This is a genomic window from Streptomyces sp. GS7, assembly GCF_009834125.1.
In the GTDB taxonomy this organism is placed as follows: Bacteria; Actinomycetota; Actinomycetes; order Streptomycetales; family Streptomycetaceae; genus Streptomyces.
In genome coordinates this window covers 8921431-8942578 of the sequence record NZ_CP047146.1, presented here as the reverse complement: position 1 = coordinate 8942578, position 21148 = coordinate 8921431, and the positions used below count along the sequence as shown (strand labels likewise).

General features: G+C 72.1%; 19 protein-coding genes and 1 tRNA gene. 11 read left to right on the top strand and 9 right to left on the bottom strand.

What is annotated here, in order from left to right; all coding sequences use genetic code 11:
- Positions 1 to 4 precede the first annotated feature (4 nt).
- From GR130_RS39040 to GR130_RS39030, 3 genes are all read left to right on the top strand, one after another.
- Positions 5 to 1666: an FAD-binding dehydrogenase gene (locus tag GR130_RS39040; protein WP_159509387.1), complete on the top strand. Its 1662-nt coding sequence runs from the start codon at positions 5 to 7 to the stop codon at positions 1664 to 1666.
- Positions 1663 to 2475 (top strand): SDR family oxidoreductase, encoded by an 813-nt coding sequence (locus tag GR130_RS39035; RefSeq protein WP_159509385.1) that lies wholly within the window; start codon positions 1663 to 1665, stop codon positions 2473 to 2475. The genes GR130_RS39040 and GR130_RS39035 overlap by 4 nt, the downstream gene beginning before the upstream one ends.
- Positions 2476 to 2756: 281 nt before the next feature.
- Positions 2757 to 3380, top strand: coding sequence for a TetR/AcrR family transcriptional regulator (locus tag GR130_RS39030; protein WP_159509374.1), 624 nt, complete (start codon positions 2757 to 2759; stop codon positions 3378 to 3380).
- 213 nt (positions 3381 to 3593) lie between these two features.
- Here the strand turns inward: GR130_RS39030 and GR130_RS39025 are convergent, their stop codons facing one another.
- Complete coding sequence (locus GR130_RS39025; protein ID WP_159510520.1) at positions 3594 to 5060, bottom strand: aminopeptidase P family protein; 1467 nt, start codon at positions 5058 to 5060, stop codon at positions 3594 to 3596.
- Between the two features lie 128 nt (positions 5061 to 5188).
- Positions 5189 to 6931 carry a PP2C family protein-serine/threonine phosphatase gene (locus GR130_RS39020; protein WP_443043744.1) on the bottom strand — a complete coding sequence of 581 codons (1743 nt, stop codon included), beginning with the start codon at positions 6929 to 6931 and terminating at the stop codon, positions 5189 to 5191.
- Positions 6932 to 7466: 535 nt separating this feature from the next.
- Here GR130_RS39020 and GR130_RS39015 point away from each other — a divergent pair.
- Together GR130_RS39015 and GR130_RS39010 are read left to right on the top strand one after the other, a co-directional pair.
- On the top strand, positions 7467 to 8177 hold the full coding sequence (locus GR130_RS39015; RefSeq protein ID WP_159509370.1) for a bifunctional DNA primase/polymerase: 711 nt from the start codon (positions 7467 to 7469) through the stop codon (positions 8175 to 8177).
- 242 nt (positions 8178 to 8419) lie between these two features.
- Positions 8420 to 9061: a hypothetical protein gene (locus GR130_RS39010; RefSeq protein WP_159509368.1), complete on the top strand. Its 642-nt coding sequence runs from the start codon at positions 8420 to 8422 to the stop codon at positions 9059 to 9061.
- Between the two features lie 236 nt (positions 9062 to 9297).
- On the opposite strand, the gene GR130_RS39005 is transcribed toward GR130_RS39010, so the two are convergent.
- From GR130_RS39005 to GR130_RS38995, 3 genes are all read right to left on the bottom strand, one after another.
- Positions 9298 to 10266, bottom strand: a complete 969-nt coding sequence (locus GR130_RS39005) for a DUF5926 family protein (RefSeq protein WP_159509366.1) — start codon at positions 10264 to 10266, stop codon at positions 9298 to 9300.
- A gap of 196 nt (positions 10267 to 10462) precedes the next feature.
- A complete protein-coding gene (locus GR130_RS39000) occupies positions 10463 to 11191 on the bottom strand; it encodes an ATP-binding protein (RefSeq protein ID WP_236573873.1) in 729 nt (242 codons plus the stop codon).
- Positions 11192 to 11244: 53 nt separating this feature from the next.
- Positions 11245 to 12111, bottom strand: a complete 867-nt coding sequence (locus tag GR130_RS38995; RefSeq protein WP_159509364.1) for a glycerophosphodiester phosphodiesterase family protein — start codon at positions 12109 to 12111, stop codon at positions 11245 to 11247.
- 88 nt (positions 12112 to 12199) lie between these two features.
- Here GR130_RS38995 and GR130_RS38990 point away from each other — a divergent pair, with 88 nt between their 5' ends.
- The 4 genes from GR130_RS38990 (at position 12200) to GR130_RS38975 (ending at position 16158) form a co-directional block, all read left to right on the top strand.
- The gene (locus GR130_RS38990) at positions 12200 to 12352 is read left to right on the top strand and encodes a hypothetical protein (RefSeq protein ID WP_159509362.1); all 153 of its coding nucleotides are present in this window, start codon (positions 12200 to 12202) and stop codon (positions 12350 to 12352) included.
- A gap of 308 nt (positions 12353 to 12660) precedes the next feature.
- Entirely contained in the window at positions 12661 to 14196 is a 1536-nt protein-coding gene (locus GR130_RS38985) for a S1C family serine protease (protein ID WP_159509360.1), read from the top strand.
- Between the two features lie 43 nt (positions 14197 to 14239).
- Positions 14240 to 14326 (top strand) — tRNA-Ser (locus tag GR130_RS38980).
- Positions 14327 to 14982: 656 nt separating this feature from the next.
- Positions 14983 to 16158 (top strand): alkaline phosphatase family protein, encoded by a 1176-nt coding sequence (locus tag GR130_RS38975; protein WP_159509358.1) that lies wholly within the window; start codon positions 14983 to 14985, stop codon positions 16156 to 16158.
- A gap of 486 nt (positions 16159 to 16644) precedes the next feature.
- Here GR130_RS38975 and GR130_RS38970 read toward each other — a convergent pair whose 3' ends face one another.
- The 3 genes from GR130_RS38970 to GR130_RS38960 all read right to left on the bottom strand — a co-directional run bounded on the left by GR130_RS38970 (position 16645) and on the right by GR130_RS38960 (position 18158).
- Positions 16645 to 17250 carry an ATP-binding cassette domain-containing protein gene (locus GR130_RS38970; protein ID WP_159509356.1) on the bottom strand — a complete coding sequence of 202 codons (606 nt, stop codon included), beginning with the start codon at positions 17248 to 17250 and terminating at the stop codon, positions 16645 to 16647.
- A gap of 302 nt (positions 17251 to 17552) precedes the next feature.
- Positions 17553 to 17744, bottom strand: a complete 192-nt coding sequence (locus GR130_RS38965; protein ID WP_159509354.1) for a hypothetical protein — start codon at positions 17742 to 17744, stop codon at positions 17553 to 17555.
- 42 nt (positions 17745 to 17786) lie between these two features.
- On the bottom strand, positions 17787 to 18158 hold the full coding sequence (locus GR130_RS38960) for a hypothetical protein (protein ID WP_159509352.1): 372 nt from the start codon (positions 18156 to 18158) through the stop codon (positions 17787 to 17789).
- Between the two features lie 334 nt (positions 18159 to 18492).
- Between GR130_RS38960 and GR130_RS38955 the strand changes: the two genes are divergently transcribed.
- Both GR130_RS38955 and GR130_RS38950 read left to right on the top strand, forming a co-directional pair.
- A complete protein-coding gene (locus GR130_RS38955; RefSeq protein ID WP_159509350.1) occupies positions 18493 to 19059 on the top strand; it encodes a GNAT family N-acetyltransferase in 567 nt (188 codons plus the stop codon).
- Between the two features lie 80 nt (positions 19060 to 19139).
- Complete coding sequence (locus GR130_RS38950) at positions 19140 to 19904, top strand: methyltransferase domain-containing protein (RefSeq protein ID WP_159509348.1); 765 nt, start codon at positions 19140 to 19142, stop codon at positions 19902 to 19904.
- Between the two features lie 52 nt (positions 19905 to 19956).
- Here GR130_RS38950 and GR130_RS38945 read toward each other — a convergent pair whose 3' ends face one another.
- Positions 19957 to 20790, bottom strand: coding sequence for a bifunctional DNA primase/polymerase (locus tag GR130_RS38945; RefSeq protein WP_236574084.1), 834 nt, complete (start codon positions 20788 to 20790; stop codon positions 19957 to 19959).
- Positions 20791 to 21148: the final 358 nt, after the last annotated feature.

The following is a 21148-nucleotide window of genomic DNA, read 5'->3' as shown; positions in this document are numbered from 1 at the left end:
CGTCATGAGCGACGACGCCGATGTCATCGTCGTAGGAGCCGGGCTCGCCGGCCTGGTCGCGACGTACGAACTGACCCGCGCGGGGCGCCGGGTGATCGTCGTCGACCAGGAGAGCGAGGCCAACCTCGGCGGCCAGGCGTTCTGGTCGCTGGGCGGGCTGTTCCTGGTCGACAGCCCGGAGCAGCGGCGGGTGGGCATCCGCGACTCCCGGGAGCTGGCGCTGGCCGACTGGCTGGACTCGGCGGGCTTCGACCGCGAGCGCGAGGACCACTGGCCGCGCCAATGGGCCCACGCCTACGTGGACTTCGCCGCCGGGGAGAAGCGCGACTACCTCTACCGGCTCGGGCTGCGGGTGACGCCGACCGTCGGCTGGGCCGAGCGCGGGGCCGGCACCGCGACCGGGCACGGCAACTCCGTCCCCCGCTTCCACCTCACCTGGGGGACCGGGCCCGAGGTCGTCCGGGTGTTCGCCGAGCCGGTGCGGGCGGCGGCCGAGCGCGGGCTGGTGGTCTTCCGGCACCGGCACCGGGTCGACGAGCTGATCGTGGAGGACGGGGCCGCCGTCGGGGTGCGCGGGACGACGCTGGTGCCGTCGGCCGAGCCGCGCGGGGTGGCGTCGTCGCGGGAGGCGGCGGGGGAGTTCGCGTTCCGGGCGCAGGCGGTGGTGGTCACCTCCGGCGGCATCGGCGGCAATCACGAACTGGTCCGCAAGAACTGGCCGGTGGACCGGATCGGCCCGGTGCCCCGGTCGATGATCACCGGGGTGCCCGCCTACGTGGACGGGCGGATGCTGGAGATCACCGAGGGCGCCGGCGGCTCGATCGTCAACCGCGACCGGATGTGGCACTACACCGAGGGCATCAAGAACTGGGACCCGGTCTGGCCCGACCACGCCATCCGGATCATCCCCGGGCCGTCGTCCCTGTGGCTGGACGCGACCGGGCGGCGGCTGCCCGCCCCCCTCTTCCCCGGGCACGACACGCTCGCCACCCTGCGCCACATCGTGCACACCGGGCACGACCACACCTGGTTCGTGCTGACCCGGGCGATCGTGGAGAAGGAGTTCGCGCTGTCGGGCTCCGAGCAGAACCCGGACATCACGGGCAAGGACCTCAAGCTCGCGCTGTCGCGGGTGAAGAAGGGGGCGCCGGGCCCCGTCCAGGCGTTCCTCGACCGGGGCGAGGACTTCGTCGTACGGCGGACCCTGCGGGAGCTGGTCGCCGGGATGAACGCGCTGGAGCCCGCAACGCCCCTGGATTTCGCGCGGGTTGAGCGGGAGGTGACGGCCCGGGACCGGGAGGTGGGGCACGCCTTCTCCAAGGACCTCCAGCTGATGGCGGTGCACAACGCGCGGGAGTACTGGCCGGACCGGCTCACCCGGGTCGCCAGACCGCACCGCCTGCTCGATCCGGCGCACGGCCCGCTGATCGCGGTACGGCTGCATCTGCTGACCCGCAAGACGCTGGGCGGGCTGGAGACCACCCTCGACTCGCAGGTGGTGCGCCCGGACGGGTCGGTCTTCGACGGGCTGTACGCGGCGGGCGAGGTCGCCGGATTCGGCGGCGGCGGGGTGCACGGCTACAACGCGCTGGAGGGCACCTTCCTGGGCGGCTGCATCTTCTCCGGCCGGGCGGCGGGGCGCGCGCTGGCCCGGAGCCTGGCGTGACCGGGGCGCCGGCGGCCGGCCGGACCGCCCTGGTGACGGGCGCCTCCTCCGGGATCGGGGCGGCGGTGGCGGCGGCGCTGGTCGCCCGCGGCTACCGCGTGCTGGGCACCAGCCGCGACCCGTCGGCGGTCCGCGCGCCCGTCCCCGGCGTCTCCTACCTCGCGCTGGACCTCACCGACGAGGCCGCCATCGAGGCGTGCGCCGCCGCCGCGGGCCCGGTCGACGTGCTGGTCAACAACGCCGGGGAGAGCCAGAGCGGCCCCTTCGAGGAGCTGCCCATGGACGCGGTGCGGCGGCTCTTCGAGCTGAACGTCTTCGGCGCGGTGCGGCTCAGCCAGCTCGTGCTGCCGGGCATGCGGGAGCGCGGCTTCGGCCGGGTGGTCATGGTCGGCTCGATGCTGGCCAGCTTCCCGCTCGCCTACCGCTCCTCGTACGTGGCGTCGAAGGCCGCCGTCAAGGGTTTCGCGAGCGCCGCCCGCCGCGAGGTCGCCCCGTACGGTGTGGCCGTCACCACGGTCGAACCGGGGTCGATCGCCACCGGCATCAGCGAGCGGCGGACCCAGTACCTCGCCGCCGACTCGCCGTTCGCGGACGGCTACCGGACGATGCTGGCCGCCCTGAACGCCAACGAGGCGAACGGGGTCTCCCCGGCCACGGTCGCCGCGACCGTCGTCAAGGCGATCGAGGCCGCCCGCCCGAAGCCGCACTACGCGGTCGGCAGCAACGCCCCCGTGGTCTTCCTGCTCCGCCGGCTGCTGTCCGACGGGGCGGTGGAGCGGATGGTGGCGCGGCGGCACGGGCTGCGCTGACGGCACCGGGTGCCGCGTCGGTCGCCCTTGCCAGGGCGGGCGGACATCGGCAACTCGGAAGATCACCGGGCGTGGCTGGAAATCGCCCTTGAAAGCCGGTGGGCAGCGCGGTCTCGTGGTGGGAGGACCTCCCCCGCGGCGTCCCCTTGCCCAGCGAGACCAGCGCGCACCAGGATTAACGCGAACTTGCTCGCGTTTATCTTTGTCGGACAATACTTGGCCAGAACCCGCACTGCAATCTGCACTACGGACCGCACTACGCACCGCACAACGGAGCCGCCGTGACGACCGCGCACCACCCCCCGGGCGAGACCCGCCCCGGAGGCCGGACGGCCCGCACCCGCCAGGCCGTACTCGCCGCCGTCTTCGCAGAGTTGGGCGAGGGCGGCTTCGCCGCGCTCACCATGGAGCGGGTCGCCCAGCGCTCGGGGGTCCACCTCGCGACGCTCTACCGCCGGTGGCGTGGCATCGAGGGACTGGTCTGCGAGCTGCTCACCGACCTGAGCGGGAGCGTGCCGCTGCCGGACAGCGGCACCCTCCCCGGCGATCTGCACGCACTGGCCCGCGCGATCGCGGCGTTCTACGGGGATCCCCGGATGCGCAGCCTGATCGAGGCGGTGGTCGCCGCCGGGGCCCGCGACCCGCAGGCGGCCACCGCGCTGCGGACCTTCTTCGACGAGCGGCTGGTGCTGGCCGGCGCGATGGTGGAGCGCGGCATCGCCCGCGGTGAACTGCCCGCGGACACCGACCCGAAGGCCGTGATGGCGGCCCTCGGTGCGCCCTTCTACTACCGGATCCTGATCGAACGCCACCCCGTGGACCCCGACCTCGCCGAGTCCGCGGCCACCGCCGCCTGGGCGGCGGCACAGGCGGGCGCGTTCCGCACGAAGACGAACGGCGCGTAGCGGCGGGCCACCACCGCTACGCGCCGCCAGGCCCTGTCGTCAAACTCCCGCCTGCCTGCCGACGCCCGGCACGCACTCTCGCCGCACCGGACGACGACCCCAGTACTCCAAGTACAGGGGCCATCGCCCGGCACGCGGACAGCACGCACCGGACGCCGCCCGGCCCGCCCTTCGGGCAGGCGACGGGAGTGTGACGACAGGGCCTGGCCGGGCCTACTTGCCGAGCAGCCCGGCCATCCACGCCTCGACCTCGTCCGACCGGCGCGGCAGCGCCGCCGACAGGTTGCGGTTGCCGTCCTCCGTCACCAGGATGTCGTCCTCGATCCGGACGCCGATGCCGCGGTACTCCTCGGGGACGGTCAGGTCGTCCGCCTGGAAGTACAGACCGGGCTCGACGGTCAGCACCATGCCGGGCTCCAGCGTGCCGTTGACGTACGCCTCGGTGCGGGCCGCGGCGCAGTCGTGGACGTCCAGGCCGAGCATGTGGCCGGTGCCGTGCAGGGTCCAGCGGCGCTGCAGGCCCAGCTCCAGGACGCGCTCGACCGGGCCCTCGACCAGGCCCCACTCGACCAGCTTCTCGGTCAGCACCCGCTGCGCCGCGTCGTGGAAGTCGCGGTAGGCGGCGCCCGGCTTGACGGCCGCGATGCCCGCCTCCTGGGCCTCGTACACCGCGTCGTAGATCTTGCGCTGGAGGTCGGTGTACCGGCCGTTGATCGGCAGGGTGCGGGTGACGTCCGCGGTGTAGAGGGTGGTGGTCTCCACGCCCGCGTCCAGCAGCAGCAGCTCGCCGGAGCGGACCGCGCCGTCGTTGCGGACCCAGTGCAGGGTGGTGGCGTGCGGCCCGGCGGCGCAGATGGAGCCGTAGCCGATGTCGTTGCCCTCGACGCGGGCGCGCAGGAAGAAGGTGCCCTCGATGTAGCGCTCGCTGGTCGCCTCGGCCTTGTCCAGGACCTTGACGACGTCCTCGAAGCCGCGCACGGTCGAGTCCACGGCCTTCTGGAGCTCGCCGATCTCGAACTCGTCCTTGATCGCCCGGGCTTCGGAGAGGTACACCCGCAGCTCTTCGTCGCGCTCCGCGGTCACCTTGTCGCGCAGCGCCTCCTGGACCCCGGCGTCATGGCCGCGGACGACCCGGACCGGGCCGGTGGCCTCCTTGAGCGCACCGGTCAGCTCCCGGACGTCCTTGCAGGCGACGCCCAGCAGCGCCGCGGACTCGCTCAGGCTGTGCCGGCGGCCCACCCACAGCTCGCCCATCCCGTTCAGCCAGAACTCGCCGTTCTCGCGGTTCGAGCGGGGAAGGCGGTAGATCGTCGCGTCGTGGCCGTCGGCCCCGTCGCGGGGCTCCAGGACGAGGACGCTGTCGTCGGTCTGGTCGCCGGTGAGGTAGACGTACTCCGTCGAGGCGCGGAAGGAGTACTCGGTGTCGTTGGAGCGGGTCTTGAGGTTGCCCGCCGGGATCACCAGGCGCTCGCCGGGGAAGCGGGCGGACAGCGCCGCGCGGCGGCGGGCGGCGTTCGGCGCCTGCTCGATCGGCTGAAGGTCGCGCAGCTCGGTGTCGGCCCAGCCGCTCTTCATGTTCGCGGTGAGCTCGTCCGATACGCCCGGGTACAGGCCGTTCTTGCGCTGCTTGATCGGCTGCTCTTCCTCGTCCGGGGTCTCCGGTGTGAGCTCGTCGGTCACCATGCCTCCTTTTAAGGCTTTTAAGACTGAACCGCGTTCCATCGTAAGTGCGCACGGAAAACCGTCCAGAGGCATGAAGGTGTGACTTCTCCGGCGCCGCGGCCATGGGATGCCCGGCCGCGGCGCCGCTACTCCTCGAAATGCGCCGCCAGCAGCACCACGTCCTCCTCCGAGGAGGGGTCGTCGAGCCCCTGGGGCAGCATCACCCGCAGCACGTGGTCGACGACCGCCTCCGGGTCGTGCCGGACCGCCCGGGGCACGCCGGCGGCCGCGGAGTGCAGCCGGGCGAAGGCGCGGTCCATGGGCTCGCCGGTGCGGTGCAGCAGCCCGTCGCTGTAGAGGAGCAGCGTCTCGCCGCGGGCCGGTTCGATCTCCACGCTGGGCGCCTCCCAGCAGGCCAGCATGCCCAGCGGCGCGGACAGCGAGGTCTCCACGAACTCGGTCCGCAGATCGCCGAGGATCAGCGGCGGGCAGTGCCCGGCCCCGGCCAGCAGCAGCTTGCGAGGGGCGGGCCCCCCGACACCGTCGCCCCCGGCCGGCAGTGGGGCCGCGGGCGCCGCGCCCGGCGGCTCGCTGAACGCGAACAGCGCGGTGGCGCTGCGGGCGGGCTCGGTCAGCCGCATCAGCAGTTCGAGATCGGAGAGCACCGCGACCGGGTCCTCGCCCTCCATGACGGCGTAGGCGCGCAGCGACGCCCGCAGCCGTCCCATCGCGGCCACCGCGCTCGGCCCGGACCCGGTGACCGAGCCGATGGCCAGGCCCAGCGCGCCGTCCGGCAGCGGCAGCGCGTCGTACCAGTCGCCGCCGCCGCGCGGCCCGGTGCCGTGCCGCACCGCCAGCCGTACGCCGGGGATCCGTGGCAGCCGGCTGGGCAGCAGCTCCTCGCGCAGGGTGCGGGCGGCCCGCCGGCTGCGGTGGAGCTCCAGGAGCCGGGCGAGGTGCTCGGAGGCGTGGGCGCGGTAGAGGCCGACGAGATGGCGCTGGCGGGCGCTGGGTTCGGCGGGTTCGTCGTAGAGCCAGACCGCGGCGCCGGTCCGGCCGACGGGGTCGGCGATGAGCGGTACGGCGTAGCTGGCGGCGTAGCCGAGGCGCGCGGCGACCTCGCGGAGGCGGGGGTCGAGGTCCTTCTCGCCGGGGATGTCCGGTTCGGCGATCTCGGTACGGGCGTCGCTCCCGGTGTCGTCGCCGGGCTCGGGGAGGCCGTCCAGTATCCGCGCGTACGACAGCGCGCGGCGCGGCACGGTCTCGATGTGGCCGATGTCGGCGTGGCCGAGGCCGAGGCCGACGGTGGTTTCGGGGCCGAGCCCGTCGGCCGGTGCCAGCACGACCAGCCCGCGGCGGGCGCCGACGAGCGAGGCGCCGGCCCGCAGGAGTTCGTGGAGGGCGTCCTCCAAGGTGCGGGTGCGGGCGAGCCGTTCGGTGAGGTCGTGCAGGGTGCTGAGGTCGGAGACCCAGCCGGCCAGCCGGTCCTGTACGGCGGCGATCCGGTCGGCGGGGGAGAGGTCGGGGGAGCCGTCCTGGGGGGTGTGCGCGGAGGCGTCGGACGGGCTGTCAGAAGAGCTGTCGGCAGAGGCATCGGCAGGGGACTTCGTCACGCGCGGGCCGTCAGTGTGCGTGGGAGCGGGGAGAGCTGGTTCGATTCCAGCCACTTTCGGTACGTGTGGGGCGCTCATGGCCGACAACCCACGTCGCGCCAGACGAAACCCCAGGTCAGGCCGCAGATTCGTAGGGAGTGCGGCAATTCGTTGAGTGATGTTGTGCGGTACGTTCGGCCGCTCAATTTCCTCAATAGCATCGCAAACCCCCATGTCATGCTGCTCCGCTATCAATGCCTCCACATGTACACGCACCAGCGATGTGATGTCCAGCATTGTCCCGATGGGGTTTGTGGTGTCAACGAGGTCTGTAGATTGGCCTGAAAACAGCCCCCCGGGCGTCAATTTGAGGTCGACTGGCGGCGATCAACAGCGCGTCATATCCACCGTGGCGGGTACGTACTCGGATAGGTGCCGGGCCAGTTGGGGCCGGACCGGAACTCTCCGGCGGGCACCGGCGTCCTATACGGCGACGACCGCGACGCACTCCCCAGTGGCGGGATGGCACTCAGGAAGCGCAAGCGCCATGCGCGCGCCACCCTCCGCCACGTTCCACGCTCGGCGTACGGCGTGATGCGCTGCCTCGTACACGGGGTGACCAGAGATCCACGTGTGGTGATCGATGCGCGAACGACCTCCGGGTCGCACAACCAGGTCGGCCGACCGAACCGCACGACCCAGGCCGCAGCACCACGACGTACCGGCCTGACGCAGCACAACGGCATGTGAACGGCATGCGCGACGGTGTCCAGGCACCGGCATGCAGTGCGATGGACCAGCCCTCGGCGTTTACGGAAAGGAACGAGCGCTCATGCGCGAGATCCTCGGAAGGCGACGCAAGCCCCTGTTCCGGCGCAGCGGCAGGTCGGCGCTGCTCGGCGCGGCGCTCCACTGCGCCACCGAGTGGCAATGGCCCGTACTCCCGGGCGTGGGACTCCGGCCTCCCGCCCGCCCGTCGGGCGGCGCCCGGCTCGGCCTCGGTGAGCGGGCCGCCCGCCGGTGCAGCTGCCCCGACCCGGACTGCGTGGTGCCCGGCGCGCACCCCTTCGACCCCGGCCTGCTGGCGGCCACCACCGACGCCCGGATGGTGCGCTGGTGGTGGGCCAACCGCCCCGATGCCCCGATCGTCCTCTCCACCGGGGGCCGCGCGCCGTGCGCGGTCAGCCTCCCGGCCGTCGCCGGGGCCCGCGCACTGGCCGCCCTGGACCACTTCGGCGTGCGCACCGGCCCCGTGGTGGCCACCCCCACCCGCTGGTCGCTGCTCGTATCGCCGTACGGGCTACCGGAGTTGGGCGAGCTGCTGCACTCCCAGGACTGGGTGCCCAGCTCGCTGCGCTTCCACGGCGAGGGCGGCTATCTGGTGCTCCCGCCCTCCCCGACCGGCGCCGGGAAGGTCCGCTGGGAGCGCCCGCCGGCCGCCACCCCGGCCGCGCCCTGGCTGCCGAAGGTGGCCACGATCGTCGACGCGCTGGTCACGGCGAGCACCGGCACGCCGGACGGCGGCAGTCGGCTCGCGTACTGAGCGGAGGTCGTGCGGGGGGAGGACGGGTGGCCGGGAGGCGCACGGACCCGATTCATCCGTACGGGTGTGAGGGGCCCGTCCGACTACGGAAAATGGGTGTGCGGGCACCCGGTGCCACCCCCGCGGCCCGATAGGTTCGGCGCACCGTCCGGCAGTGCCGACGGCATTTTCTTCACTTTCTTCACCTGCCTCGCCGTCCTGTGCGTTCACCGCATCCCTCGTATCTCTCGCAAGTGGGTCCCATGCAGCGTGCGCGGATTCTCCGCCTCACCGGGCTCGCCGGCACCGCCGTGCTCGCCCTCGTCGTTCCTCTGGCCGCCGCGACGGCGGGTCCGGTGGATACGCTCTTCACCTCGGGCGCGCCGGACGCATCCGCGGAACGGCCCGCCGCGAAGGCCGCGTCGACCGCCGGCGGAGCGGACCATGACAAGGCCGTCCGGCGGGCCGGTGCGCCTCGCAGCGCCGCCGATCCGCTCGCCGAGCTCGGCCTCCCGCTCTTCTCCGGCACCCGCACCACCCACTGCGGCCCGGAACTCACCGCCCCGCAGGGCGTCACGGCCCAGACCTGCGTCCTCGCCGAGAACGGGCGGACCTGGGGGCGCACGTACTACCGGAACACGACGGGTGAACCACTGCGCACCGTGTTGACGCTGCTGCGTCCGGACGGCCGGACGGTCCAGGTGAACTGCGACGTACCGGCGGGCGACGAGCCGGGTGTCTGCGAGACGCCGAGCGACGCGACCGTCCGCAAGGCGGGGCTGCTGTACGGCGCGGTGGCGGAGGTCTCCGACGCGGCGGGGGAGCGGCTGCTGCTGCGCTCCGGCGGCAACTCGGCGCCGGGCGGCGGGGATTCGGGGCCGGGCGGGAAGGGCACGGGGCGCTGACGGCCCCGGCCGGAGCCCGGGAGGAGCGTCCGGCGCCGGGCATGGAAGCGCCCGGTCGCTGGCGACGGGGGATGCACCAGCGACCGGGCTTCTAGAACCGTAACAAGAGATCGGCGGTTCGCAAATTCGATCGTGGAATTCCGGACGCTGATTTACCGGAAGGTACCGGGAGTTGCGCCGGGGGCTGTGACAGGCGTCACTTCCATGATCACTTCGTCGTCATCGCCGCGTCACTGTCAGCTCAGGGTGACCTGACGGTTGGTGAGCCCACCGCGCGAGCGGCGCTCCTCCGGGGTCAGCGGGGTGTCCGTGGCGAGTGCCTTGGCCAGCCGCTCCTCGAAGGCCGCGGCCGGTCCGGCGACGTCCTCGGCGCTCATGGAGGACGGCAGGTCCCAGACCGGCACGACCAGGCCGTGGGCCCGGAACGAGCCGACCAGCCGGGTGCCTTCGCCCAGCGAGGCGGCGCCGGCCGCGTGCAGCCGGGCGAGGGCGTCGAGCAGCTTCTCCTCCGGGTGCGAGGTGACCCAGCGCAGGTGGTTCTTCTCCGGGGCCTCGCACCAGTACGCGCCCTCCAGGCCGGGGATCCGGGAGGTCGGGATGGCCGCGGCGTTGGCTCGTTCCAGAGAGGCGGCGACCTCGCCGGTGGCGTTCTCGGCGTTCTCCACCCAGAACTCGAAGCCGGTGTGGACGGTCGGCTCAAAAGGCGCGTCCAGGTCGAGCAGATCCTGGAGCCGCGGCCCGTCGGCGGCGGGTCGCCCGGCGGCGACCGGATTGCCCGGCTCGGTGGTCAGCGCGCGCTGGAGGGTGTCGGCGAGATCCCGGCTGATGTCCCCCGACGCGGTGTCGTTCTGGAGGCCGAGCAGCACCGCGCCGTTGTCCCGGCGCAGCGCGGGCCAGGCCATCGGGAGCACGGTCGCCAGCGTCACCGAGGGCACGCCCTCCGGGAGCCCGCCCTTCAGCGTCAACTCGGCGGTGGCGGCGGGGACCAGCTCGCGCAGCGCCACCCAGTCGCACTCGCCGGGCAGGCCCTCGAACGGCCGCTGGACGAGTTCGGTGGCGGCATGTGCCGCCAGCCGCCCGTGACATGCCTTGTAGCGGCGGCCGGAACCACACGGGCAGGGTTCCCGGGCGCCGACCACGGGCACCTCGCCGCCCTTGAACTGTGCTGCGGCGGCCTGGGGCTGGGGACGGCGTTTCTTGGCCATGGCGACGGTGTCTCTCCTGGTCGATCCGGACGTACGGACGCGTTTCGGCGCGAGCCTAGAGGATCGCGTACGCAGGTGCGGCACAGGCGCCGACCGGGTGCGGCGTGCCGCGACCGCGGTGCTCCCGCCGCCGCTTCGGCCCCTCGCGGGGGCCCGTCACGCCGTCATGCCGGCCGGGCGGCGGGCCGGATCGCCGTCACGTCAGATCGTCGAGGTCCGGGAACGCCAGGCCCGGAGTGCGGTGCGGGGGCAGGCCGTTGTGGCCGGTCCGGTTCGTCCCGTTCTTCCGGAGCGAGAGCGGGAGATCGGCCGTCAGGTCCACGCGCGTAGCGAAAGCGCCCTGAAGGGACAGTGCGGCCCAGACCGTCACCTCGCCGGGCGCGGTGTCGCGGACGCCCCAGTCCTTGGCGAGCGAGCGGATGATCGCCAGTCCCCGGCCGCCGTGCGCGGTGACCGAAGGAGTGGCCGGAACCGGGCGGGTCGGACCGCCGCCGTCGGTGACCGCGACGATCAGCCGGCCCTGGCCGTCGATGCGCCAGGAGGCGCGGACGCAGGCGGACGGTGCGCCCTGGGACCGTTCCCGCGCGGCGTCCGGAGCGGACTGGGGTGACTGGTCTGCGTATGGCGACCGGTCTTCGTCTATCGGACGCGCATGTCGGCAGGAATTGCTCAGCAGTTCCGAAAGGACCAGCACCGCGTCATCGACGACGGTGTCCTGAACTCCACTTGCCAACAGCTCTTCTCGCATGCGTCGCCTGGCCGTGCCCACACCCGCTGGACCATGAGGTACGGCCATGATCGACGACGTCGGCACCTCTTGTGCCACCACCAACGCCACCCCCGAGACCTCCTTTGCCCCACGCCACGGGATGAATGCCCCAATGGACTGGACCGGAAACCGGCCAATCGGCACGTGGTGACGCACTCGACACCGGTACATACGCGCCGAATGCGCCGGGGCACACCCTGTGACGGGCCCTACCCAAGGCCGAGTTGCCTTCGTACCTCTTTGGGCCGGTTCGTAATGACCGCGTTCACGCCCAACTCCTGGCACAGCTCGACATCGGACGGGTCGTTGACCGTCCAGACGTGGACCTGGTGGCCCGCCCGGTGGGCCCTGGCGACGTATTCGGGGTGCGCGCGCAGGATGCGGACGCCGGGGCCCGCGATGCGCACACCGGGCGGCAGCCGGCCGTCGCGGTGGCGCGGGGTGAGGAACTGCATCAGGTAGACGCCGGGGATGTCCGGCGCCGCGGCCCGTACGCGGTGCAGCGAGCGCGCCGAGAAGCTCATGACCCGGACCTGGGAGGTCCAGTCGGGGCCGGTGGCCGGTTTCGTGTGGCCGAAGCGGGCGAGCAGCTCGACCAGCCGCTCCTCCACCTGCCCGGCCCAGCGCGTCGGGTGCTTGGTCTCGATGGCCAACTCGACCCGCCGGTCCGCGTCCGCGACCAGTTCCAGCAGCCGCTCCAGCGTCAGCACGGACGTCCGCTCGGGGTCGTCGGTCTGCCGGTCCGGCTCCTCCGACGGGTCCACGAGCCGGCCCGCCGCCGCCAGGTCGTCCTTCCAGGATCCGAAGTCGAGCGCCGCGAGATCGGCCAGCTCCAGCGCCGAGACCGCGCCGCGCCCGTTGGACGTGCGGTTCACCCGCCGGTCGTGCACACAGACCAGGTGGCCGTCGGCGGTCAGCCGGACATCGCACTCCAGGGCGTCAGCACCGTCCTCGATCGCCTTGCGGTAGGCGGCCAGGGTGTGCTCCGGCGCGTCTTCGGAGGCGCCGCGATGGGCGATGACGGAAATAGCGGGACGACCCGGACGGGCGTCCTGGGCGGGGCGTGCATAGGTCACCGCGTTATCGTGCCATCCACCGCGCCGGGCCTGACGGCCGCAGGGGTCCTGGCCTGCCGGTACGCGACCGCAGGTACTTTTGCATCGGATGTCGCCGGTATCGCGGTATCGCCGATCCACTGATATCGCCGATGCCACCGATGCCACCGATGCCACCGATGCCACCGATGTCGGCAATGCATGCAATATCAGCTATGTCGCCGATGCGGGCAATGTCGGAGGTTCGGTACGTCTGGCGTAAAGGGTGGGGAGACAAGTCACAGGCTCGGCTTACGGTGCTCTGACGGGCAATGGGAAAGGCTGGGACGGAGACTCGGCTGTGCTGGTCGGAGCGCTGTTCCGGCGCCGCCGTGACGGGGAGCGGGCCGCGATCGGGGCCCGGCCCTGGTCCCGGGTCCCCTTCCGCGTCCGGTGGCCGGGAACGTCGGGGCGAGCCGGCCGAGACGGCCGGGACTCGCCCGGAGCGGCGGGATCCCGGATGCTGGAGTACCGGGCTCCGGTCCCCCCTGGCCGGCAAGACCGTGAAGCGAGCTGACTGAGGAGAGAGCTGTGAGCACCGAGAACGAGGGAGCCGGCGTCCCGTCGGAGGCCAAGCCGCCGACCGGGCCGCAGCCTGACAGCGCCCCCGCGTCCGCCTCCGGCGACCGGACTCAGGACGCCCCGCCCGCCCCCGCCACGCCCCCCGCGGCACCCCCGCCGCCGGACTTCGCCCCGCAGGCCGGCGGGCCCGAGGGCGCCGGTCCGGCCGACCAGGACCGTACGCAGCAGCTGCCGCCGACGCCCGCCGACGGCCCCCCGGCGCAGCCCCACCAGCCGCCGCAGCCGCCCGGCGCCCAGGGCTCTCCGCTGCCGCCGCCCTCCACCCCGTACGCCGCGGCCGGGCACGGTGCGGCGGGCGGCGGCTGGGGAGCGCCCCCGCAGGGCGGCGACCCGTGGGCCGTGCCCGGCGCGTATCCGGCGGCCCCGAAGCGCAACGGCGGCTTCGTCGCCACCCTGCTGGTCGCCGCGCTGGTCGCGGGCGGTGTCGGCGGCGGTGTGGGCTACTGGGCCGCGGGCCGCAACGACAGCTCCTCGACGACGGTCTCCGCGTCCGGCGACCCCGGGGCGCTGAACCGCAAGCCCACCTCCGTCTCCGGGATAGCGCAGCGGGCGCTGCCCAGCGTCGTCACCATCGAAGCGCAGGGCGCCAGCGGCGACGGCGGCACCGGCACCGGCTTCGTCTACGACAAGCAGGGCCACATCCTCACCAACAACCACGTCGTCGCCAGCGCGGCCGACGGCGGCCGGCTGACCGCGACGTTCTCCAACGGCAAGAAGTACGACGCCGAGGTCATCGGCCACGCCCAGGGCTACGACGTCGCCGTCATCAAGCTCAAGAACGCCTCGGGCGCCACGCTCAACCCGCTCCCGCTCGGCAAGTCCGCCAATGTGCAGGTCGGCGACGCCACGATCGCGATCGGCGCACCGTTCGGCCTGTCCGGCACGGTCACCACCGGCATCATCAGCGCCAAGGACCGCCCGGTGGCCTCCAGCGACGGCGGCGGCACCAGCGCCTCGTACATGAGCGCCCTCCAGACCGACGCCTCGATAAACCCCGGCAACTCCGGCGGCCCGCTGCTGGACGCCGGCGGCAACGTCATCGGCATCAACTCCGCCATCCAGTCGGCCGGCAACGGCGGCGGCCTGGGCGGCGACCAGCAGTCCGGCAGCATCGGCCTGGGCTTCGCGATCCCCATCGACCAGGCCAGACGGGTCGCCGAGGACCTGATCAGGACGGGCCAGCCGGTCTATCCGCAGATAGGTGTCCAGGTCGGCATGAAGGAGAGCGGCGACGGCGCGACCATCGCCCAGACCGGCAACAGCGGCTCCGACTCGGTCACCCCGAACGGCCCGGCCGCCAAGGCGGGGCTCCAGCCCGGCGACACCATCACCAAGCTCGACAGCACCATCATCGACAGCGGCCCGACCCTCATCAGCGAGATCTGGCAGCACAAGCCCGGCGACCACGTCACCCTCACCTACAAGCGCGGCGGCAAGGAGCACACCGCCCAGGTCACCCTGGGGCAGCGCACGGGCGACAAGTGACGCGCTAGTCTGAACCCCGCGACACCGCACTCCGGTGCCGCGGGGAGGCTTGCCCGAGCGGCCTAAGGGAACAGTCTTGAAAACTGTCGTGGCGGCAACGTCACCGTGGGTTCAAATCCCACAGCCTCCGCAGCTCAGTGCAGCGAAACGGCCCCTGACCAGGAAGATCGGTCAGGGGCCTTCGTTTTTTGGCGGTCAAACCGCCGGGTGCGCGCCTGGCGGGGTCACCTTTGTGTCGTTTCCTTCGTGCGGTTGTGGGCCTCTCACGCCCTGCGCCGGTCGGGACTGCGGCTCCACGGTTCCGGCCCGTTGTGGAGGGGACCAGCCGTGTTCGAGCCGCGCCAGGGTGGGGATGTCGCGCCGTGACAGCGGTCGGCCGGTTGCGGGCGTCTACCGCTCGCAACTGGCCGACAGGGGTGAGCGGGTGACCGGTTGAGCACGTCGAACGCGAGGAAGTCAGGCAACTGAGGGAAGCAGACTCCGAGTTGAATCGGCGGATGAGATTCGCGGGTCCCTCTGACATCTCAGCGCGGTGAGGCGGTGGGCTTCTTGACGGTCCATCACCCGGACCGGTCATCGGGTGAGTCGGCGCACTGGCGTGTCAGGGCGGTCGGCGGGGCCGGCTGCGGCGCCCCCGGGGCAGACGCGCCGGCCCAGCGACGTGTCCACTGGTTTCGGACCCTGTTCGTGTGTGCTTCGCCCAGTGTTCACGGGGCGTGTCTCGAACGGTTCGGCGCGTGCTGCCAATCTGCCTGCCGACAACGTTCGGCGACTGGAGTGTGGAGCATGCGCAAGACGGCCTTCGGTTGGAAGCAGACCACGGCGGGTGCTGCCGCGGCGGCGCTGGTGATGGGGGGCGCCTTCATGGGGGTGGCCGCCGCGTCGCCCGCTGAGCCGCGGCAGGGTGAGAGCGTGCCACAGCACGTCTTCTACATCATGATGGAGAATCACGGGAAGTCCCAGATCATCGGCAATAACGCCGATGCGCCCTATATCAACCAGCTCGCCAATAAATACAACACTGCGTCGAACTTTCATGGGGTCACCCACCCCAGCCTGCCCAACTACCTGTCCGCCTTCTCCGGGTCGTTCCAGGGCATCTGGGACGACTGCAAGGCGGGAGCGGCGGTGACCTGTTCCCCGGAGGAGTTCGTCCCGGGTTCGGGCGACGCGACCGACACCGCTTCGCTGACGCCCGCCCAGGTGGCCAGCGCGAGCAAGACGCCGCACATGTTCTCCGGCCGCAACCTCGTCGACCAGCTGGAGGCGAAGGGGCGGACGTGGAAGGCGTACATGCAGTCCATGCCGCAGGCGGGCTTCGAGGGCGAGTACGCGCCGGGCAACGTCAACGGCACCACGGTGAAGCTGTACGCGCAGAAGCACAACCCGTTCATGTACTTCTCGGACGTCAACTCTCCGGGCAACCCCCGGCTGAAGCGGGTCGTGCCGTTGGAGAAGAACTTCGACGCGGACCTGGCCTCGGGCACGGTTCCGGACTTCTCCTGGATCAGCCCCGACCAGTGCCACGACATGCACGGGATATCCCCGAGCGCCGCGGCGATCGTCGGCCTCCCTGACTGCGGCACCCCCAGTTCCGGCCTCGACCATGGGGCGATCCGGCTCGGTGACCGGTTCCTCCGCGACACGGTCACCAAGATCATGAACTCCCCCACGTGGAAGTCGAGTAACTCCAGCATCGTCATCAACTGGGACGAGAACGACTACTCCGGCTACTCCGGAGGGCCGGGCAGCCCGGTGGGGGCGAAGGGTGCCGTGCTCGGCGGCGGGGACGCGCCGCTGATCGTGATCAACTCCCACGGCGGCCCGCACAAGGACTCCAACGTTCCCGCCGACCACTACACCGTGCTCGCCACGCTTGAGCACATGTGGCACCTCGGCTGCCTGGAGAACACCTGCTCGCCCCGCACCTCCGGCTCGCTACGGGATCTGTTCGCCCGCTAGATGCGATACCGCCCCGGGGGACCTCCCTCCTCCCGCAACCTCTCGTGGCGGTAACGCCATCGTGGGTTCCCGTCCCACAGGCTCCGCGGTTCAGCGCAGCGAAAAGGCCCCTGACCAGGGAACGGCTGGTCGGGGGCCGTTGCCGTCGTCGCCGTCACCGTCACCGTCGCCGTCGCCGTCGCCGTCAGTGTTGCCGTCAAGTGGGCTGGAACGGCAGGTGCTTCACGGGGCCTCTCGGCGCCGGTACACCAGCCACCCGCACCACGCGACGGCGGCGGCGTACGCCCCGAACACCCCAGGGCGACTCCGGGTGTCAGATCGCTTCCGATCAACGCCATGGTGAAACCGTCGACGCCCGCAGTGCCGCTCATCGCAGCCCGAGCTGCCGCGAACGGGAGCCAACTCGATACGTCGCCGACACCAGGTATCTGGTTTCCGGGACTGCGGGTTCCCGGACGTCGGCTGTACCGGCGGACTCGTCGGTCCTCATTGCGCCTTGAACTCCTGCTCGGCGACGGACAGATAGAAATCCTCCAGCGAGGGCGGATCCGCCACCAGCCAGTGGAGGGGGACGGAGTGTTCAGCCGCGAGATCCCCGACCGGGAACCGGGTCAGTCCGATGACGCTCGCATTCCCCTCCGAGGCGACGTGGAGCACGCCACCCTTTTCTTCCACCAGGGGTCGTAGACGTTCAAGGGCCGGACTTTGGAGCGTGACCCTGTCGTGAACGGTACCGGCAAGATCCCCGATGGCTTTTCTGGCCACCACTTGTCCGCGGGCAAGTACGACGAGGCCGTCGACCAGCTGACCCGGTTCCGCAAGCTGATGACTGGACAGGAGCACAGCCCGCCCCTCGCCGGCGAATGTGCGGAGAAGGTTCCGGAGCCAGTGAACGGAGTGCGGGTCGAGTCCGTTGGCGGGTTCGCCGAGGATCAGCATGCGCGGGTCTCCGAGCAGTGCCTGTGCGATGCCGATGCGCTGTGCCGTTCCCAGCGACAGCCGCCCGAGAAGCAGTGTTCCCGCGTCCCGCATCCCGACCCGCTCCAGCACCTCGTCCACCCGCCCGTCCGGAACGCCGATGCCAGCAGCCACCTGCGAAGATGCGCCCGCACCGCGTGTCTGGGATGTCCGGAAACTCCCCCCAGGGCCGCTCCGACAACCCGCGCGGGGCCGCGCCAAGCGGCCAACGGCCGCCCCATGAAGAGGGTTTCACCGGCCCCGGCGACAACCCGAGCATCATGCGGATGGCCGTGGTCCTACCCGCCCCGTTCGCACCCAGAAAGCCGGTCACCGTGCCCGGGAGCAGTTCCAGGGAGACTCCGGAGAGCACGCGACGGCCCCGGAAGTCCTTGGTCAGATCGCGCGCACGAAGCAACGCGGGCCCGTGGTTCGCCTCATCCATGAGCCAACCAGGACAGCAGCCCGAAGAGCGCGAGGAGGGCGAAGGCGAAGCCCCCTCCGGCACCAGGCGACCTGCGTCGCACCGCGCACCATGCCGCCATGCAGAGCGAGGGCACCCAGCCGACGAAGTACGGAATCCAGCCGACTCGCACTGCGGACTCGGTGCGCAGGATGACGAATGCCACGAAGGGTGCCCTGTTCCTGCTGCCCTACTGCTTCTACTGCTTCTACTGCCCCTGCTGCTCCTGGGGTGCGGGCGCGTCGGCGTCGTGGAGGTGCTTGAGGGCGGCGCGGGCGTTGGGGGCGTCGTCGCAGGTGGTCCAGAAGTCGTGGGTGACCACGCGTTCCGACAGGTCGAGTTGGCGGGCGCGCAGCGCGTCGACCTCGGCCCGCTCCTCGTCGTTCCAGCCGGGGGAATCGGCTCGCTCGGTCTCGTGGAAACGACCGTTGTCCTTGGTGTGGGTCCAGCCGGGCAGCGGTACGACCGACCACGGCAGCCGCTTGTAGAGGGCGGCGAGCGCGGCCTGGACCTGGTGCAGCTCCAACTGGGCTTCCCGCAGGTCCTGGGGGAAGTCATGGGTCTTCTGCTTGTCAGCCACGATCGAAGGATACCGCTCACCCGTTCGAATCTCGGGAGGGTGGCGGGTGGGCGGGTGCGCGTGTGGCGGCGGGGTTCGCTCCGGGGTTCTCTGCCCCTCCCTTCTTCTCCGGGCTCCCTGTCGCTCTTCCTTCTCTGGGTTTCCTGCCTCTCTCCCCTCTCTACGTGGTCGCTGCTCCCCGGGTTCGCTGCCCCCGGGATCTCGGCGTGGTGCGGGAATTGCCGGGCGATACCGTGGGGGAACGGCAGCGCCCGGGGTGAGGTACGGGGCGGGCGGTCGGGCGGCGGAAGGCGCTGCGCCGACGATGTGGTGCACAGGACGGGAAGTGCTGGCAATGGGTACGCGGAGGTCCGGGATACGGGGCGGGGCCCGGGGCGGCGCCGTCGTCATACGGCGGGCCGAGGAGCGGGACGCCGGGCGGCTGACGCGGATGGTGCGTACGTCGGGGGCGTACGAGGGGCCTTATGCGGCAATGGTGGACGGGTATCGGGTGGGGCCCGACTACATCTCCGCGCACCGGGTCTTCGTGGCTGCCGGGGGCGAGCGCGGCGACGGCGAGGTGCTCGGTTTCTATGCGCTGATGGTGGATCCGGTCGGGCCCGCGGAGCTGGATCTGCTGTTCGTGGCGGACCGGGCGCAGGGGCTGGGAATCGGCCGGCTGCTGATCGAGCATCTGCGGGGCGAGGCGCGGCGGGCCGGTGCCGGCCGGGTGCGGATCGTTTCGCATCCGCCGGCCGAGGGCTTCTACCGGAGTGTGGGGGCGCGGCGTATCGGGACGGTGCCGGCGTATCCGCCGGCGGTGGCCTGGGACCGGCCGGAGCTTTCACTCCCGGTGGAACCGGAGTTCTCGGGGGAGCCGGAGTTCCGAGGGGAGCCGGAGCCTTCGGTGGAGTCGGCCTGAGCGGCGGCTGATGTCCCGACCGGAACGCGCGCCGCGCAATTCGCTGGCGGTGGGGTCGTTCTGCGGGGGATCGTACGGGTATGGCGCGATCGTTCGAGGAATTGGTGGCGGAGGCCGACGCGGTCTCGGTGGCGGGCTGGGACTTTTCCTGGCTGGCCGGGCGGGCCACGGAGCAGCGGCCTTCGTGGGGTTATCAGCGGCAGCTCGGGGAGCGGCTGGCGCGGGCGTCCGCCGCGCTCGACATCCAGACCGGGGGCGGGGAGGTGCTCGCCGGGGCGGGCGCGTTCCCGCGGGTGATGGCGGCCACGGAGTCCTGGCCGCCGAATATCGCCAGGGCGACGGCCTTGCTGCATCCGCTGGGCGCGGTGGTGGTGGCCGATGAGGACGAGCCGCCGCTGCCGTTCGGGGACGCGGCGTTCGATCTGGTGGCCAGCCGCCATCCGGTGACCGTGTGGTGGGACGAGATCGCCCGAGTGCTGCGGCCGGGCGGTACGTACTTCTCCCAACAGGTCGGCCCGGCCAGCGTGTTCGAGCTGGTGGAGTACTTCCTGGGGCCGCAGCCGGAAGAGGTGCGCCGGGCCCGTCACCCCGACAGTGCGCGACGGGATGCACGGGCGGCGGGGCTGGACGTGGTCGATGTGCGGGCGGAGTCGCTGCGGACCGAGTTCTTCGACATCGGGGCGGTCGTGTATTTCCTGCGGAAGGTGGTGTGGATGGTGCCGGGCTTCGCGGTCGACCACTACCGCGACCGGCTGCGGGAGTTGGACGCCCTGATCCGGCGCGAGGGCGCCTTCGTGGCGCATACGACGCGGTTTCTGATCGAGGCGCGGAAGCCGGCGGCGTAGGGCCGTAGGGCGGAGAGCGCACGCACATCGCTGACGTCCCCGGACAGCACACCTAGTGCCGTGCCGCCGACGCGAGGGTTGCGCGGGCCTCGTCGTCCGGCAGTCCGGTGTGACGGGCCGCCGCGAGCAGCCGTTCGGCGAGTTCGGGGCCGAGTCCGGACTCCCAGGCGCGGCAGGCGGCCCAGAAGAGGCGGGCGTTGCGCTGCCCCCGGGGGGAGGCGCGGACGAAGCGTACGAGGGCGGCGGCCTGCTGCGGGCCGGAGCCGGGGTCCGCGTACGGGCCGGAGCGCGGGGGTGTGCGGCGGGTGGCGCCGGGCGGGGGCGTGAGCAGGGCGAGCAGCGCCCGCGGTACGGGGGCGGGGCGGCGCGGTGTCCCCGGCGCGAGCACATACCGCCCGCGGGTGGTCAGCGAGCCGGGCCCGACCAGGTAGCCGCCGGTGCCGCGGATGTCGATGCCGGGGGCGAGCCGCCCGGCGGAGTTGCCGACGGGCGGCACCGGCGGGCCGGTGAACCAGAGGTGCCGGCCGCCGCTCGGGGTGAGGACGGTGACGGTCGGCGGGAGCGGGAAGGCGTGCGCCTCGGCGACGAAATGGAGGGCGGTGAGGCCGTCGGCGCCGTTCTTGGTGTCGAGGTCGACGCCGATGAGGTGGTGCGGGGGCCGGCCGCAGGCGATGCCGTAGCCGGTCGCCCAGGGGGCGGCGGCGAACATGCGGCGGACGGTGAGCGGATCAATGCTCGCGTCGTGCACGCCGTGCCCGAGCCGGCCGCAGGCGCCGCGGCAGGGCGGGGTGCCGGGCCGGTCGTGGCCGTCGCGGTGCGGGGACCGGATGGCGGGGAGCTTGGTGCGGGTCAGGGGGATGACGGCGTAGCCGCGCTCGGCGGCCATGAGGGCGTGCGCGAGGGCGGTGTGGTGTGCGTCCGCCGACCCAGGGGCGGGGGTGTCACCAGGGGAGGGGCCGAGGTCGGCGGGGAGGTCTTCCGGGACCTCGGCCGCGGCCGGTGTTCCGGTGCTCGGTGCGGTATGGCGTCGGGGCATGGCCATAGATCCATTTTCGTACGAATGTTCGATGAAGGGAAGGGGGAATCGGAGGGCGTGCGAGGTGATCGGGGAGTGCGCCGGGGGTCGGGGAGCCGGGGGCGTGCTGTTCCCTTGGGGTGGGCGGCCGGTAGTGGGTCGTGGGGGCATCCAGAGGGTGTAAGTGGGGGCGTCGGGGTTTACCCGGGGTTCCTCATGCTTGCGAGGG